Raw genomic sequence first — 14,935 nt, forward strand, 5'->3', positions numbered from 1 at the left:
TTCTACTGCGCGCGCGGGAGCGTTCCCAAATCCCTCCGATCCGGGGGACAAGGCGTCACGCGGAGCCGTCCTCCCCGCGGTGACGCGCGGTCGCGAGCCTCACGGCGGTGGCCGGGTCGTCCGTGACGTGGATGAGGTCGAGGTCGTGGGGCGAGATCTTCCCGTCGGCGGCGACCGTGTCGCGCAGCCACCCGAGCAGCGGCCCCCAGTACGCCTCCCCGAACAGCACGATCGGGAAGCGGCGCACGGTGCGGGTCTGCACCAGCGTGAGGCACTCGAACAGCTCGTCGAGCGTGCCGAAGCCGCCCGGGAGAGCGATGAAGCCCTGCGCGTACTTGACGAACATCGTCTTGCGGACGAAGAAGTAGCGGAAGTTGATGCCGAGGTTGATGTGCTCGTTCATCGACTGCTCGAACGGCAGCTCGATGCCGAGCCCGACCGACGTGCCTCCCGCCTCGACGGCGCCGAGGTTGGCGGCCTCCATGCAGCCCGGGCCGCCGCCCGTGATGACCGCGTAGCCGGCCTCGACCAGGAGGCGCCCCACCTCGACGCCCGCCTCGTACTCGGGGGACCCGGGAGCCGAGCGCGCGGACCCGTAGACCGTGATCGCGGGGCCGAGCTCCGCGAGCGCGCCGAAGCCCTCGACGAACTCGGACTGGATGCGGAGCACGCGCCACGGGTCGCCGTGCAGCCAGTCGGCGCGGTGCTGCTCGTCGAGCAGCCGCTCGCCTGTGGAGGTCGTGGGGACGTTGCGGCCGCGCAGCACCACGGGGCCCTTGCGGTACTCCTTCATGGTCCCTCCTCAGGACGTGAGCCACGCCTCCAGGCCGGCGCGGCAGTGGCGGATGTCGGCCACGGGGCAGCGCTCGTCGTCGGCGTGCGCGAGCTCGGGGTCGCCCGGGCCGTAGTTGACCGCGGGGATGCCGAGCTCGCCGAAGCGCGCGACGTCCGTCCAGCCCTGCTTCGCGCGCGGCGCGGCCACGCCCGTCGCGGCGACCGAGGCGGCGAACGATGCGGCGAGCGGGGCGTCGAGGCCGGGCCGGGCGGCGCCGGACAGGTCGGTGTAGACGAGGTCGTAGTCGTCGAGCCCGGCCGACGCGACGAGCCCCTCGAGGCGCGCCTGGGCGTCCTCGAGGCTCCACGAGGGCGCGAAGCGGTAGTTCACGGTGACGACGCAGGAGTCGGGGATGACGTTGCCCGCGACGCCGCCGGAGATGCCCACCGCGTTGATCCCCTCGCGGTAGTCGAGCCCGTCGACGGTGATCGTCTCCGCGTCGTACGCCGCGAGCGCGGCGAGCAGCGGGGCCGCGCGGTGCACCGCGTTGACGCCCTTCCAGGCCCGCGCGCTGTGCGCGGCGCGGCCGTGGATGCGGACCTCGGCGCGCATCGTCCCGTTGCACCCGCCCTCGATGACGCCCTGCGTGGGCTCGCACAGCACCGCGAAGTCGCCCGCGACCAGGTCGGGACGCTCGCGCGCGACGCGGCCCAGGCCGTTGCGGTCCGCCTCGACCTCCTCCTGGTCGTAGAACACCCAGGTGACGTCGCGCGTGGGCGCGTCGAGGGCGGCGGCGAGCGACAGCTGCACCGCGACGCCGGCCTTCATGTCGACCGAGCCGCGCCCCACGAGGTCGCCCTCGGGCGACCACTCCCCCGGCACGTTGCCCTTGATCGGCACGGTGTCGAGGTGCCCGGCGATGACGACCCGCTCGTCGCAACCGAGGTGCGTGCGCGCGACGATCGCGTTGCCGAGGCGGATCACCTCGAGGTGCGCGAGCGGGACGAGGGCGGCCTCCACGGCGTCCGCGATGCGGTCCTCGTTGCCGCTCACCGAGGGGATGTCCACCAGGGCCTTGGCGAGCTCTTCGACGGGGGCCGCGAGGTCGAGGTGCGTCATGGGGCCACCCTATCCACGTACCCTTGGAGCCATGACTCGACCCGCCTTCGGCTTCGGCCTCGCGACCATCGACAACAACGGCACCGTGCTCGACACGTGGTACCCGGCGCCCGCGCTCGGCGAGCCCAAGGCGCGCGACGCGGCCTCCGCGCAGCTCAAGGCCGCGGAGCGCACGGACGACCTGCGCGACGTCGAGATCCGCGTCGTGAAGACCGTGATCGACCTCGACGAGGCGCCCGCCTCCGTCGAGGACGCGTACCTGCGCCTCCACCTGCTCAGCCACCGCATCGTGCAGCCGCACGGCCTCAACCTCGAGGGCCTCTTCGGCGTCCTCACCAACGCGGTGTGGACCTCGGACGGCCCGTGCGCGATCGAGGGCTTCGAGCAGGTGCGCCTGCGCTACCGCGCGTTCGGCAAGCACCTCACCGTGCACGGCATCGACAAGTTCCCGCGCATGGTCGACTACGTGGTCCCCTCCGGCGTGCGCATCGCCGACGCGGACCGCGTGCGCCTGGGCGCGCACCTCGCCGAGGGCACGACCGTCATGCACGAGGGCTTCTGCAACTTCAACGCCGGCACGCTCGGCCACTCGATGGTCGAGGGCCGCATCTCCGCGGGCGTGGTCGTCGGCGACGGCTCGGACGTGGGCGGCGGCGCCTCGATCATGGGCACGCTGTCCGGAGGCGGCAAGCACATCATCTCGATCGGCGAGCGCTCGCTGCTCGGCGCGAACTCGGGCCTCGGCATCCCGCTCGGCGACGACTGCATCGTCGAGGCGGGCCTCTACGTCACCGCCGGCTCCAAGGTGCTGCTCGTCGGCCAGACGGACGACGACGGCAACCCCGTCGTCGTGAAGGCGCGCGAGCTCGCGGGCCAGGACGGCATCCTGTTCCGCCGCAACTCCCAGTCGGGCGCGCTCGAGGCGGTGCAGCGCCAGGGCAAGGGCATCGAGCTCAACGCCGCGCTGCACGCCAACTGACGTGAGCCGGCGGCGCACCGTCGCCGCCGTCACGGTGCTCGTCGTCGCCGGCGGCGCCGCGGTCTACGGCTCGTACCTCTTCAGCGAGCGGAACGCGCCGACCACGGCGTCGGGACGATGCACGGCGAGCCTGGGGGACGGCGCGTCGACCCTCACGGCCGAGCAGGCGGGCAACGCCGCGCTCATCGCCGCGGCCTCGGCGCGCCTCGGCCTGCCGGCGCGCGGCGCGACCATCGGCATCGCCACCGCGATGCAGGAGTCGTCGCTCGTCAACATCGACTACGGCGACCGGGACTCGATCGGCCTGTTCCAGCAGCGCCCGTCGCAGGGCTGGGGCACGGTCGCGGAGATCATGGACCCCTACTACTCGACCGACACGTTCTACCGGGCCCTGGTGAAGGTCGACGGCTGGCAGGACATGGCGGTCACGGTCGCGGCGCAGACCGTGCAGCGGTCGGCGTTCCCGGACGCGTACGCGAACCGCGAGGCGGCGGCCCGGCTCTGGGCGTCGGCGCTGCGGGGGCACTCGGGCAGCCTCGCGGTCGACTGCGACGTCGAGGCGGGCCCGGGGACGACCGCGGCGGCCCTCGTCCGCCGGCTCGACGCGGACTTCGGCGACGGCGCGTACGAGGTGCGCCGGCTCGCCGCCACGGAGGACGCGATCTGGCTCGACGTCATGCCCGCCGGCGGCGACGAGTCCCAGCGGGACGCGGTCGCGGCGTGGCTGGTCGCGGTCGCGGGCGCGGAGTCCGTCGAGGCCGTCGTCAACGGCGCCGCGGGGTGGGAGCGCGGCGTGGGCGCGAGCAAGGTCCGGGCGCCGGCCGACGTGGTCGGCGTCGCCGTGCAACTGCTGCCGCGCGCGGAGGCCTAGGGAGCCTGCGGGCCCTCGCCCTGTCCCTTGAGCTTGCGGTACTCGCGCTCGACGCGGTCCTCGCTCACCTTGCCGGCGCCGGGCAGGAACGCCGCCGCCGCGGTGAATGCGAGCGCGATGCCCATGCCGAGCATCGGCCAGGCGGGCCAGAAGTAGCCGCCGCCGTTCATCCACCAGATCAGGGTGAACATGCTCCACAGCACCACGCACACGACCAGGAACCAGTAGAAGCCGTTGCGCGCCTCGACGCGTCGCTTGGCCTCGCGCCGCAGCGCGTCGTCGTCCATCGTCATCTCGTGCCCCCTGTCGTCGTCCGATGAGGGCGGGACGCCGGCGAGGACGACCCGGTCCTCACCCCCACGATAACGACGTCAGGCGTCGGTGCGCTGGTCGAGCGGCACGTAGTCGCGCGTGATCTCGCCCGTGTAGATCTGGCGCGGGCGGCCGATCTTGGTGCGCGGGTCGGCCAGCATCTCGCGGTAGTGCGCGATCCAGCCGGGCATGCGGCCGAGCGCGAACAGCGGCGTGAACATCGGCGTGGGGAAGCCCATCGCCGAATACAGCAGGCCCGTGTAGAAGTCGACGTTCGGGTACAGCTTGCGCTCGATGAAGTACTCGTCGGACAGCGCGATCTCCTCGAGGCGCTGCGCCATCTCGAACGTCTCGTCGCTGCCGCCGAGCTGCGTGAGGAGCTCGTCCGCGAGCTTCTTCACGACCGCGCCGCGCGGGTCGTACGACTTGTAGACGCGGTGGCCGAAGCCCATGAGGCGCGCGCCCTCGGCCTTGTCCTTGACCTTCGCGACGAACTGCTCGACCGAGTCGCCCGACTCCTTGATCTGGTCGAACATGCGCAGCGCGGCCTCGTTGGCACCGCCGTGGAGCGGTCCGGACAGCGCTCCCACGCCCGCCGCGACCGATGCGTAGATGTTCGCGTGCGAGGAGCCGACGATGCGCACGGTCGACGTCGAGCAGTTCTGCTCGTGGTCGGCGTGGAGGATGAGCAGCACGTCGACCGCGCGGCGGACCGCGGGATCGATGTCGATCTCGCCGGACTCGGGCGAGAACGCGATGCGCATGAACTCGTCGACGTAGTGGCCGCCGCGGCGGGGCTCGATGAGGTCGCCGCCGCCGGCACGGCGCTGGAGGTACGCGATCACGGTCGCGCTCTTCGCGAGCATGAGGACCGTCGCGAGCTCGATCTGCTCGGGGTCGCGGCCCACCGACTCGGGGTAGAACGTGCTGAGCGCGCTGATCGCACCCGAGAGCACGGCCATGGGGTGCGCGTCGCGGGGGAAGGCCCCGAGGAACGCCTTGATGCCCTCGTGCACGTGCATGTGGCGCGACACGCGGTTGTTGAGCGCGGTGAGCTGGTCCGTGGTGGGCAGCTCGCCGTGGATGAGGAGGTACGCGACCTCGAGGAACGTCGACTGCTCGGCGAGCTGCTCGATCGGGTAGCCCCGGTAGCGCAGGATGCCGTTGTCGCCGTCGATGTAGGTGATCGAGCTCTCGCAGGAGGCGGTGTTCATGAAGCCCGGGTCGACGGTGACGAGCCCGGTGTCGCGCATGAGCGTGGCGACGGACATGCCGTCGTTGCCGATGGTCGACCGCTCCAGGGGGAGCTCCCTGGTGGTGCCGTCGACCGTCAGCCTTGCGTCCGCCACTTGCGCCATGTTCTCCCCTTCGAAACCCATGTGCCGTCGCCCAACATTTGAGCGCCGGTTTACTCGCGTTTTGCGAGCCTACTAGATGCCGCAGAGACTCCGGAATCGCTCGCGGTGAGGGCGATGCGCACGTGTCGGCGTGCCGCCTCGCCGTAGAACGCGCCCGGAGCCGCCAGTATGCCCCGTTCTGCGAGGTAATCAAGGGTCAGCCAGCAATCCTCGTCGCGGGTGGCCCACAGGTAGAGGCCCGCCTCGGAGCGGTCGACACGGAATCCGGCCGATTGGACGGCCGGCAGCAGCGCGGCGCGTCGCGCGCGGTAGCGCTCCTTCTGCTCCGCCACGTGGGCGTCGTCGCGCAGCGCCGCGACCATCGCCGCCTGGACGGGGGCGGGCACGATGAGGCCCGCGTGCTTGCGCACCTCGAGCAGCGGCGCGATCACCGCGGGGTCGCCCGCGACGAACGCCGCCCGGTACCCGGCGAGGTTGGACTGCTTCGACAGCGAGTAGACGGCGAGCACGCCCTCGTGGGAGCCGCCGCACACCTGGGGGTCGAGGATCGACGGCACGGGCGCGCCGGTCCACGACAGCTCCGCGTAGCACTCGTCCGAGGCGACGAGCGCCCCGATCTCGCGCGCCGCGGCGACCACCTCCGCGAGGTGCGCGGCGTCCGCGACCGCCCCGGTGGGGTTCGACGGCGAGTTCACCCACACGAGCCGCACGGCGGGGTTGCCGCGCCACGCGTCGACGTCGTCCGCCGCGAGCGGGGTCGCGCCCGCGAGCCGCGCGCCCACGTCGTAGGTGGGGTACGCGGCGCGCGGGTGCACGACGACGTCGCCCTCCCCGAGCCCGAGGTACGCGGGCAGGGTCGCGACGAGCTCCTTCGAGCCCACGGTCGGCAGCACCGCCATGGGGTCCACGCCGGGCGCCCCGCGCCGGCGCGCGAACCAGTCCGCGACGGCCTCGCGCAGCGCGGCCGTGCCGTGCGTGGTCGGGTAGCCGGGCGCGTCGGCGGCGGCCGCGAGCGCGTCGCGGATCACCGCCGGCGTGGGGTCGACGGGCGTGCCGACGGACAGGTCGACCAGGCCGTCAGGGTGCGCCGCGGCCCGCGCCTTGTAGGGCGCGAGGGAGTCCCACGGGAAGTCGGGCAGCGAGCGAGGGCTGAGGCCCATGCCCGGTTCAGCCGTTCTGCGGGGCGAGCGACTTGATGAGGTCGTGGTCGTGCTCGATCAGACCCATCTTCGCGGCGCCCCCGGGCGACCCGATCTCCGAGAAGAACTCGACGTTGGCGTTGTAGTACTCCGCCCACTTGTCGGGCACGTCGTCCTCGTAGTAGATCGCCTCGACCGGGCAGACCGGCTCGCAGGCGCCGCAGTCGACGCACTCGTCGGGGTGGATGTAGAGCATGCGCTCACCCTCGTAGATGCAGTCGACGGGACACTCGTCGATGCACGCCTTGTCCTTGACGTCGACACACGGCAGGGCGATGACGTAGGTCACTGCGTCTCCTCAACCTCGGCTCTACGGGGGGTCGCGCTCATCATACCGCCGGGCAAGGGCGCCCCCGCCAGGTCCGCCGGGGGCCCGCGGGGGGCGCATCGTCCCCGCTAGTTCGTGCAGGTGACGCCGTTGTCGGGCTGGTAGGTCCAGGTGTACGACGACTCGTCGACGAGGTCGCCGTCGAGGTACACCTCGCGCCGGTTCGTGATGGTGAAGCCGGGGTTGCCCATGGGGGTATCGAGGCAGCTGGCGCGGTCGGACTCGACCTTCTTGGGCTGCACGAAGTTGGTCTTGTCCGACGCGTACGTCTTGACGTCGTAGTACGGCGTGGACCAGATGTCGACGTGGAGGCGGCCGCCGGTCACGTACGAGCTCATGACGAGCGCGTACGGGGTGTTGTTCTTGAACCGCAGGTCGAGCGAGCCGACGAAGATGGTCGCCTCGCGGCCGGCCGGATAGCGGGTGAACCACTTGGTGTGCGGGCGGTGCTCGACGTCCTCGAGGCCCGCGAAGTACGCGGCGTTGTAGACCGTGGTCGCCATCTGCGACAGCCCGCCGCCGATGCCGTTGGTGAGGTAGCCGTCGACGATGATGTGGGCCGCCTGGTAGCCGCCCGCCTCCGTGATGGGCGCGAGCGAGTCGAGCAGCGAGAACGTCTCGTCGGGCTTCACCACCACGCCCGTGACCTTCTCGGCGCCGCGCACGAGGTTCTGGGTGCGGACCGGCTCGTCGGTGAGCGGGGTGTCGAAGGACGCGACCTTCGTCTTGAAGTCCTTGACGCCGAGGTCGCCGCTCGTCACGGTCGCCTTGGTGTTCCGGTACGGCAGCTCGCCCGCGCGCTCGGCGCTCCCGGCGGCGGCGACGACCGCCTCGCCGAGGGCGTCGCCGTCGATCGCGCGGCCCGGCTGCGACTTCGTGGTCTTGAGCTGGTGGCTGCTGGTGAAGGAGAACGATGCGGACGTGGGGGCGCTCACGAGGCCCGGGTCGGCGGACTCGAGCTCGGCGGCCAGCGACGGGCCGTCGATCACGAGCGTGAGCTCGCCGTCGACGTCCTCGACCGAGCCGAAGCGGGTGAGCTGCTCCGCGGTGACGGTCGCGTCCCCGTTCTCGCCGGCCATGTCGACGTCGCCCGCGAGCACCTCGGAGTTGAGCTCCGACACGAAGGCGTCGGCGTCCTCGGTGGTGATGGCCGCGGCCTTGAGGTCCGTGACCACCGGGTAGGTGTCGACCGGCCACGCCTCGCCGAGGCCCTCCGCGGTCGCCTCCGCGTCGACCGCGACGCCGTCCACGGCCTCGACGGACCGCGCGCCGGTGCCGGTGATCTCGACGGCGGCGTCCTGGCCGTCGACCTCGAGCTCCTCGCGGGTGCCGTCGATCGCCTCCGCGAGCGTGTCCTGGTCGACGACGGTGACGAGCTCGACCTCGCGCTCCGCGCCGGTGAAGGAGCGGAGGATGTCGAACGGCGCGAGGCTGAAGCGCAGCAGCTGGTCGACGGTGGCGCCCGCACCGGCGAGGAGGCCGGAGTCCTTGGGCACGATCTCCGCCTCGGCGTCCTCGGTGGTGAGGACGACGGGGGCGTTGTTGAGGTCCTTGACGGTGGGCTGGAGCGCCTCGACAGCCTCGTCTCGCGTCATCCCGCCGAGGTCGACGCCCTGCACCGTGGTGCCGGCGGCGACCCGCCCGGATGCGTAGACCGCGGCGGCGAAGTAGCCGCCGACCAGCGCGATCAGCACGAACACGAACGCCCATCGTCCCCAGTGCACGCGACGCCTCTCCTCGGTCTCGGCGACCTCGTCGGTCGCGACGGCCTGCTCGGGCTCCGCGGCAGGCACCGCGGCCGGGACGGGCTCCATGACGGCGGTGGCCTCGGTGTCGGGCTCGGGCGCCGGCGCGTCGTCCGTCACGGGCGGCAGCACCGCGGTCGCCTCCGGGTCCGCCTCGGGCTCGGGCTCCTCCGGCGGCTCCGCGAGGAAGGCCGGGACCTGCTCGGTGGCGTCGTCGTCGGCGACCTCGGCCTCCGGTGCCTCGTCCTCGGGGGCCTCCGCCGCATCGTCCTCCGTGTCCGCGGGCGCGTCGTCGCCGTCGAGGTCTGCGTCGATCTCGGTCTGGGCCTCGTCGAGGTCGTCCTCCCGGTCCTCCGGCCGCTCGTCCCGCGGGTCGGTCACGACACAGCCGCCTTCGCGTCGCCGAGCACGCGGCGGGGCACGAGCGCGACGGCGCCGATCACCACCGCGCCGCCGTAGACCCACGTGAGGCTGACGGCGTCGTTGGGGATGAGCAGCGACCCGCCGGGGCCCTCCTGCGCGAGCATCACCGTGAGCACCGCCCACGCGGTGCCGAAGATGGCGAGGCCGGCGAAGCCGAGCCAGGCCCGCGAGAACACGCTCGCGGTGGCCACCATGACGAGGCACACGATCACCCCGGCCCACCCGTAGGCGCGGTGCGAACCCGCGCCCACGAGGGCCACGATCGCGCCGATGAGCGCGATGACGAGGGAGGACCAGACGATGCGAGCCATGCCTGCCATGGTAGGCGTCGCGTCAGGCGTTCTGGCGCTTCGCGCGCGACGCGGCGCGTGCCCTCTCGGTGCCGTCGAGGATGACCTTGCGGATGCGCACCTTCTCCGGCGTCACCTCGACGCACTCGTCCTCGCGCGCGAACTCGAGGGACTCCTCGAGGGTGAGGCGGCGCGGCGGGGCCAGGCGCTCGAGCTCCTCCGCCGTCGACGAGCGGATGTTGTTGAGCTTCTTCTCCTTGGTGATGTTGACGTCCATGTCCTCGTTGCGCGAGTTCTCGCCGATGACCATGCCCTCGTAGGTGTCCTCGGTGGGGCCCACGAAGAAGGTGCCGCGGTCCTGGAGCGCCATGAGCGCGTTCGACGTGACCGCGCCGGCGCGGTCCGCGACGAGCGAGCCGTTGGTGCGGTACTCGATGAGGCCGGTCCACGGCTCGTAGCCGTGCGCGATGGACGACGCGATGCCGGTGCCGCGCGTGTCGGTGAGGAACTGGCTGCGGAAGCCGATGAGGCCGCGCGCCGGGACGATGAACTCCATGCGGACCCAGCCGGTGCCGTGGTTCGACATCGACTCCATGCGGCCCTTGCGGGACGCGAGGAGCTGGGTGACGGCGCCGAGGTGCTCCTCGGGCACGTCGATGGTCATGTGCTCCATCGGCTCGTGGAGCTTGCCGTCGATCTCCTTGGTGACCACCTGCGGCTTGCCGACGGTGAGCTCGTAGCCCTCGCGGCGCATCTGCTCGACGAGGATCGCGAGCGCGAGCTCGCCGCGGCCCTGGACCTCCCACGAGTCGGGGCGCTCGGTGGGGAGCACGCGGATCGACACGTTGCCGATGAGCTCCTTGTCGAGGCGGTCCTTGACCTGGCGCGCGGTGACCTTCGCGCCCTTGACGCGGCCGGCGAGCGGGGACGTGTTGATGCCGATGGTCATCGAGATGGCCGGGTCGTCGACCGTGATGAGCGGCAGCGGGCGCGGGTCCTCGACGTCCGTGAGGGTCTCGCCGATGGTGATCTCCTCGATGCCGGCGACGGCGACGATGTCGCCCGCCTTGGCGGACTCGGCGGGCACGCGCTCGAGGCCCTTGGTCTCGAGCAGCTCGGTGATCTTCACGGGCTTGAGCGAGCCGTCCTTGCGAGCCCACGCGACCTGCTGGCCCTTGCGGATCTCGCCGTTGAAGACGCGCAGCAGCGCGAGGCGGCCGAGGAACGGCGACGCGTCGAGGTTGGTGACGTGCGCCTGGAGGGGGTGGCCCTCCTCGTACTCGGGGGCGGGGATGCGCTCCATGATGACCTTGAACAGCGGCTCGACGCTGTCGCCGTCGGGCAGGGTGCCGTCCGCGGGCTGCGTGAGCGACGCGATGCCGTTCTTCGCGGACGCGTAGACGACGGGCACCTCGAGGAGGGCGTCGACGTCGAGGTCCGGCACCTCGTCGTGGAGGTCGGACGCAAGGCCGAGCAGCAGGTCGTGGGTCTCGTCGACGACCTCGGAGATGCGCGAGTCCGGACGGTCGACCTTGTTGACGACGATGATGACGGGCAGGTGCGCCGCGAGCGCCTTGCGCATGACGAAGCGGGTCTGCGGCAGCGGGCCCTCGGAGGCGTCCACGAGCAGCACGACGCCGTCGACCATGGACAGGCCGCGCTCGACCTCGCCGCCGAAGTCGGCGTGGCCGGGGGTGTCGATGACGTTGATGGTCACGCCCTCGGGGCCGGCGGCCTCGCCGGTGTACCGGATCGCGGTGTTCTTCGCGAGGATCGTGATGCCCTTCTCGCGCTCGAGGTCGCCGGAGTCCATGGCGCGGTCCTCGACGTGGGCGTGGTCGCCGTAGGCGCCTCCCTGGACGAGCATCGCGTCGACGAGGGTGGTCTTGCCATGGTCGACGTGGGCGACGATGGCGACGTTGCGCAGATCGGAGCGCAGGGGCATGCGGGAACTCGTTTCCAATTGAAGGGGTGCTCGGTCCGACATGGACCGCCGGTTCATTCTACGGGGCGCGACGCGTCGATTCCCAATGACGCTTGCGACTGATGTGACGGCGCCCGGAAGGAAGGCGCCGCCGGCGCCGCCTCACCGGTGCACAGGAGTCACATCTGTCATTGGGAATCGTCCGCGTGGGCGTCGAGGAAGGCGTAGAGCTCCCGGTCGTCGATCCCGGGGTAGGTGCCGCGCGGCAGCGGGGAGAAGATGTGCGCGTGGACGCGGGCGCTCGCCCACGCCCGGCCCGCCCACCGGGAGGCCTCCTCCGCGTCGGGCCGGCGGCAGCAGCTGAGGTCGGGGCACCGCGACACCTCGTGGTTCTGGGTCTCGCGGCCGCGGAACCACTTCGAGTCCGAGTACGGGACGCCGATGGTGATCGAGAACTCCTCGGCCTCCGTCGCGCCGGTCTGCGTCGCCTCGAAGAACGTGCCGGCGGGCGTGTCCGTGTACTGGAAGTACTCCGTCGTGCGCGTCGAGCGGGCGAACGCGCGCCGCGCGCTCCAGTGGCGGCACACGATCTGCCCCTCGGTCGCGCCGGTCACGTCGACGGGCAGCGGCAGCCCGTCGTTCTCGTACGCGCGCACCACCGCGCCGTCGCCGGCCGCGCGCAGGAAGTGGAGGCGCATCCCGAGGTGCACGGTCGCGAGGTTGGAGAAGCGCAGCGCCGCGGCCTCGTGGGTGACGCCGAACGCGTCGCGGAAGTCCTCGATCGCGATGTCCCGCTCGCGCTTGGCGCGCTCGAGGAACGCGACGGCGGGCTCCTCGGGCATGAGGCACGCGGCCGCGTAGTAGGACGCGTCCTGGCGCTGACGGAGGAAGTCCGCGTAGCTCGTGGGCTCGCCGTGGCCGAGCCGGATGTGCGCCATGGCCTGCAGCGCGAGCGAGCGCAGGCCGTGCCCGCCGGGGATCGAGGCCGGCGGGATGTAGATGCGCCCGTTCTCGAGGTCGAGCACGCAGCGCGCGGAGTGCGGGAGGTCGTCGGCGTGGACGATCTTGAGCCCGAGCCGCGCGGCCATGAGGCTCACGGTCCGGTGGGTGAGCGCGCCGCCGGCGTGCCCGACGGCGGCGACGTCCTCGGTCGCGAGCGACTCGATCGCGGGCACGTGGTTGTCGAGCGACTGCATCCGCAGCCGCTGGCGCGTGTTGGCGCGGCGCGCCTCCTCGGGCGTGGCGATCGCCTGGCGCGCCCGCCGGTCCAGCTCGCGGTGGAGGCCCACGAGGGTGCGGAGCACGTCGTCGGGCATGCCGCGGGTCGGCCGCAGCTCGGGCAGGCCCAGCTCGCGGTACGCGGACCCCTCCTGCGCGTGCTCGAGCTCGATCTCGAGCGCGGCCCGCGGGCTGGGCGGCGCGGCGTCGAGGAGGTCCGCGACGGTCACGCCGAGCCGCTCGGCGAGCGAGGACAGGAGCGTGAGCCGCGGCTCGCGCCGCCCGTTCTCGATGAGCGACAGCTGGCTGGGCGCGACGTCGACGTCGCGGCCCAGCTGCTCGAGCGTGAGACCCGCCTCGGTGCGGAAGTGCCGCACGCGGCGGCCGAGCGTGGAGAGATCCGGCATGGAATTCACGCTACGTGAAGATTCGGCAAATTTCACGCCCCAAAGTGCGGCAGAAGGGCTTGCAGGGCCCGTAGCGTCGAAAGCACGCGGAGTAATTCACCAATCGACAGCCGCAAGGGAGCAGCCATGGCGATCATCGAGCAGCCGCTGCGCGACACGCGCACCTCGACCGGAGCGGGCCACCCGGAGGGGGCCGACCCGAGCATCGTCTCGTGGGTGGAGCGCCTCGCCCTCCACGCGACGCCGGACGAGGTCGTGTGGTGCGACGGCTCGAAGCCCGAGCGCGCACGGCTGATCCGCCAGATGGTCGACGCGGGCACCCTCGAGGAGCTCGACCCGGAGCTGCGCCCCGGCAGCTACCTCGCGCGCTCCGACCCCGACGACGTCGCCCGCGTCGAGTCCCGCACGTTCATCTGCTCCGTCAAGGAGGAGGACGCCGGCCCCACCAACCACTGGGTGCCGCCGGCGGCGATGCGCGAGACCCTCCACGGGCTGTTCCGCGGCGCCATGCGCGGCCGCACGATGTACGTGATGCCGTTCGCGATGGGCCCCGTCGGCGGCCCGCTCACCCGCTACGGCGTCCAGGTCACGGACTCGCCCTACGTCGTGGTGAGCATGGGCACGATGACCCGCATGGGCGCCGACGCGCTCGCGCAGATCGGCCCCGACACCGAGTGGGTGCGGTGCGCGCACACGGTCGGCGCGCCGCTCGCCCCCGGCCAGGCGGACGTGCCGTGGCCGTGCAACAAGACCAAGTACATCTCGCACTTCCCGGAGTCGCGCGAGGTGTGGTCGTACGGCTCGGCGTACGGCGGCAACGCGATCCTCGCGAAGAAGGCCTTCGCGCTGCGCATCGCGAGCGCGATCGGCCAGGACGAGGGCTGGCTCGCGGCGCACATGCTGCTGCTCAAGGTGACCAACCCGCGCGGCCGCGTCTTCCACGTCGCCGCCGCGTTCCCGAGCGCGTGCGGCAAGACGAACTTCGCGATGCTGCAGCCCACGATCCCCGGCTGGACGGTCGAGACGCTGGGCGACGACATCGCGTGGCTCGCCCCCGGACCCGACGGCCGCCTGCGCGCCATCAACCCCGAGGCCGGCTTCTTCGGCGTCGCTCCCGGCACCGGCCGCGGTACCAACCCGGTCGCGATGGACACGCTCACGCACGACGTGGTCTTCACCAACGTCGCCCGCACCGACGAGGGCGACGTGTGGTGGGAGGGCATGACGGACGAGACGCCCGCGCACCTCACCGACTGGCTCGGCCAGGACTGGACCCCCGCATCGTCCACCCCGGCCGCGCACCCGAACTCGCGCTTCACGGTCTCCGCCGCGCAGTGCCCGACGATCTCGGACGACTGGGACGACCCGGCCGGCGTCGTGGTCGACGCGGTGATCTTCGGCGGCCGCCGCGCCACCAACGTCCCGCTGGTCGCGCAGGCGCGCGACTGGGAGCACGGCATGCTCATGGGCGCGACGCTCGCGTCCGAGCGCACGGCCGCGGCCGAGGGCACGGTGGGCGAGCTGCGCCGCGACCCGTTCGCGATGCTGCCGTTCTGCGGCGTCCACATGGCCGACCACTGGAAGCACTGGCTCGAGGTGGGCGCGAAGGCGGACGCCGCGGGCGGCGCGCCGGCGGTCTTCCAGGTGAACTGGTTCCGCAAGGGCGCCGACGGCCGCTTCCTGTGGCCGGGCTTCGGCGAGAACATCCACGCGCTGGCCTGGATGCTCGACCGCATCGAGGGCCGCGCCGAGGGCGCCGAGAGCCCGTTCGGGCTCATCCCGGCGGAGGGCGAGATCGACCACGCCGCCGCGGGCGTGGACGATGCGACGTGGGCCGAGCTCTTCGGCCTCGACAAGGCGGCGCTCGCCGCGGAGGCCGACGACGCGCAGGCGTTCCTCGACTCGTACGGCGACAAGGTGCCGGAGCCGATCCGCGAGGGTCTGACCCGGATGCGCGCCGACATCGACGAGCTGTAGGACGGGGGGA

General features: G+C 72.2%; 13 protein-coding genes. 3 read left to right on the plus strand and 10 right to left on the minus strand.

Annotated elements, in window-relative coordinates; all coding sequences use genetic code 11:
• Positions 1–55: 55 nt before the first annotated feature.
• Complete coding sequence (locus AOM07_RS01775) at positions 56–793, minus strand: LOG family protein (protein WP_062310802.1); 738 nt, start codon at positions 791–793, stop codon at positions 56–58.
• A 9-nt stretch (positions 794–802) separates the two neighbouring features.
• The gene (gene dapE, locus AOM07_RS01780; RefSeq protein ID WP_062310804.1) at positions 803–1,894 is read right to left on the minus strand and encodes a succinyl-diaminopimelate desuccinylase; all 1,092 of its coding nucleotides are present in this window, start codon (positions 1,892–1,894) and stop codon (positions 803–805) included.
• Between the two features lie 31 nt (positions 1,895–1,925).
• On the opposite strand from dapE, the gene dapD reads away from it, so the two are divergent.
• Positions 1,926–2,873: a 2,3,4,5-tetrahydropyridine-2,6-dicarboxylate N-succinyltransferase gene (gene dapD / locus AOM07_RS01785; protein WP_062310807.1), complete on the plus strand. Its 948-nt coding sequence runs from the start codon at positions 1,926–1,928 to the stop codon at positions 2,871–2,873.
• A 1-nt stretch (position 2,874) separates the two neighbouring features.
• Positions 2,875–3,744: a hypothetical protein gene (locus AOM07_RS01790; protein ID WP_062310809.1), complete on the plus strand. Its 870-nt coding sequence runs from the start codon at positions 2,875–2,877 to the stop codon at positions 3,742–3,744.
• Here AOM07_RS01790 and AOM07_RS01795 read toward each other — a convergent pair.
• The 8 genes from AOM07_RS01795 to AOM07_RS01830 all read right to left on the minus strand — a co-directional run bounded on the left by AOM07_RS01795 (position 3,741) and on the right by AOM07_RS01830 (position 12,948).
• The gene (locus AOM07_RS01795) at positions 3,741–4,037 is read right to left on the minus strand and encodes a 2TM domain-containing protein (RefSeq protein WP_082101423.1); all 297 of its coding nucleotides are present in this window, start codon (positions 4,035–4,037) and stop codon (positions 3,741–3,743) included. The two genes, AOM07_RS01790 and AOM07_RS01795, sit on opposite strands and share 4 nt — an antisense overlap.
• A gap of 78 nt (positions 4,038–4,115) precedes the next feature.
• A complete protein-coding gene (locus AOM07_RS01800) occupies positions 4,116–5,414 on the minus strand; it encodes a citrate synthase (RefSeq protein ID WP_062310812.1) in 1,299 nt (432 codons plus the stop codon).
• Positions 5,415–5,464: 50 nt separating this feature from the next.
• A complete protein-coding gene (gene dapC / locus AOM07_RS01805) occupies positions 5,465–6,574 on the minus strand; it encodes a succinyldiaminopimelate transaminase (RefSeq protein WP_062310814.1) in 1,110 nt (369 codons plus the stop codon).
• A gap of 7 nt (positions 6,575–6,581) precedes the next feature.
• Positions 6,582–6,902 carry a ferredoxin gene (gene fdxA, locus AOM07_RS01810; protein ID WP_042215085.1) on the minus strand — a complete coding sequence of 107 codons (321 nt, stop codon included), beginning with the start codon at positions 6,900–6,902 and terminating at the stop codon, positions 6,582–6,584.
• 107 nt (positions 6,903–7,009) lie between these two features.
• Positions 7,010–9,067 carry a VanW family protein gene (locus AOM07_RS01815; protein ID WP_062310816.1) on the minus strand — a complete coding sequence of 686 codons (2,058 nt, stop codon included), beginning with the start codon at positions 9,065–9,067 and terminating at the stop codon, positions 7,010–7,012.
• On the minus strand, positions 9,064–9,420 hold the full coding sequence (locus tag AOM07_RS01820; RefSeq protein ID WP_156165274.1) for a hypothetical protein: 357 nt from the start codon (positions 9,418–9,420) through the stop codon (positions 9,064–9,066). Before AOM07_RS01820 ends, AOM07_RS01815 begins: the two co-directional genes overlap by 4 nt.
• Positions 9,421–9,442: 22 nt before the next feature.
• Positions 9,443–11,344 carry a translational GTPase TypA gene (gene typA, locus AOM07_RS01825; RefSeq protein ID WP_062310820.1) on the minus strand — a complete coding sequence of 634 codons (1,902 nt, stop codon included), beginning with the start codon at positions 11,342–11,344 and terminating at the stop codon, positions 9,443–9,445.
• A 167-nt stretch (positions 11,345–11,511) separates the two neighbouring features.
• Positions 11,512–12,948 (minus strand): helix-turn-helix domain-containing protein, encoded by a 1,437-nt coding sequence (locus AOM07_RS01830; protein ID WP_062310822.1) that lies wholly within the window; start codon positions 12,946–12,948, stop codon positions 11,512–11,514.
• A gap of 126 nt (positions 12,949–13,074) precedes the next feature.
• Here AOM07_RS01830 and AOM07_RS01835 point away from each other — a divergent pair, with 126 nt between their 5' ends.
• Positions 13,075–14,925 carry a phosphoenolpyruvate carboxykinase (GTP) gene (locus AOM07_RS01835; RefSeq protein ID WP_062310824.1) on the plus strand — a complete coding sequence of 617 codons (1,851 nt, stop codon included), beginning with the start codon at positions 13,075–13,077 and terminating at the stop codon, positions 14,923–14,925.
• Positions 14,926–14,935 lie beyond the last annotated feature (10 nt).

The organism is Demequina rhizosphaerae (assembly GCF_000971255.1).
GTDB classification, from domain to species: domain Bacteria; phylum Actinomycetota; class Actinomycetes; order Actinomycetales; family Demequinaceae; genus Demequina; species Demequina rhizosphaerae.

Bases quoted from the DNA above. Each gene is read 5' to 3' on its own strand.
- AOM07_RS01775 (WP_062310802.1), bottom strand. From the start codon at position 793: ATGAAGGAGTACCGCAAGGGCCCCGTGGTGCTGCGCGGCCGCAACGTC.
- dapE (WP_062310804.1), bottom strand. From the start codon at position 1,894: ATGACGCACCTCGACCTCGCGGCCCCCGTCGAAGAGCTCGCCAAGGCC.
- dapD (WP_062310807.1), top strand. From the start codon at position 1,926: ATGACTCGACCCGCCTTCGGCTTCGGCCTCGCGACCATCGACAACAAC.
- AOM07_RS01795 (WP_082101423.1), bottom strand. From the start codon at position 4,037: ATGACGATGGACGACGACGCGCTGCGGCGCGAGGCCAAGCGACGCGTC.
- AOM07_RS01800 (WP_062310812.1), bottom strand. From the start codon at position 5,414: ATGGCGCAAGTGGCGGACGCAAGGCTGACGGTCGACGGCACCACCAGG.
- dapC (WP_062310814.1), bottom strand. From the start codon at position 6,574: ATGGGCCTCAGCCCTCGCTCGCTGCCCGACTTCCCGTGGGACTCCCTC.
- AOM07_RS01820 (WP_156165274.1), bottom strand. From the start codon at position 9,420: ATGGCTCGCATCGTCTGGTCCTCCCTCGTCATCGCGCTCATCGGCGCG.
- typA (WP_062310820.1), bottom strand. From the start codon at position 11,344: ATGCCCCTGCGCTCCGATCTGCGCAACGTCGCCATCGTCGCCCACGTC.
- AOM07_RS01830 (WP_062310822.1), bottom strand. From the start codon at position 12,948: ATGCCGGATCTCTCCACGCTCGGCCGCCGCGTGCGGCACTTCCGCACC.
- AOM07_RS01835 (WP_062310824.1), top strand. From the start codon at position 13,075: ATGGCGATCATCGAGCAGCCGCTGCGCGACACGCGCACCTCGACCGGA.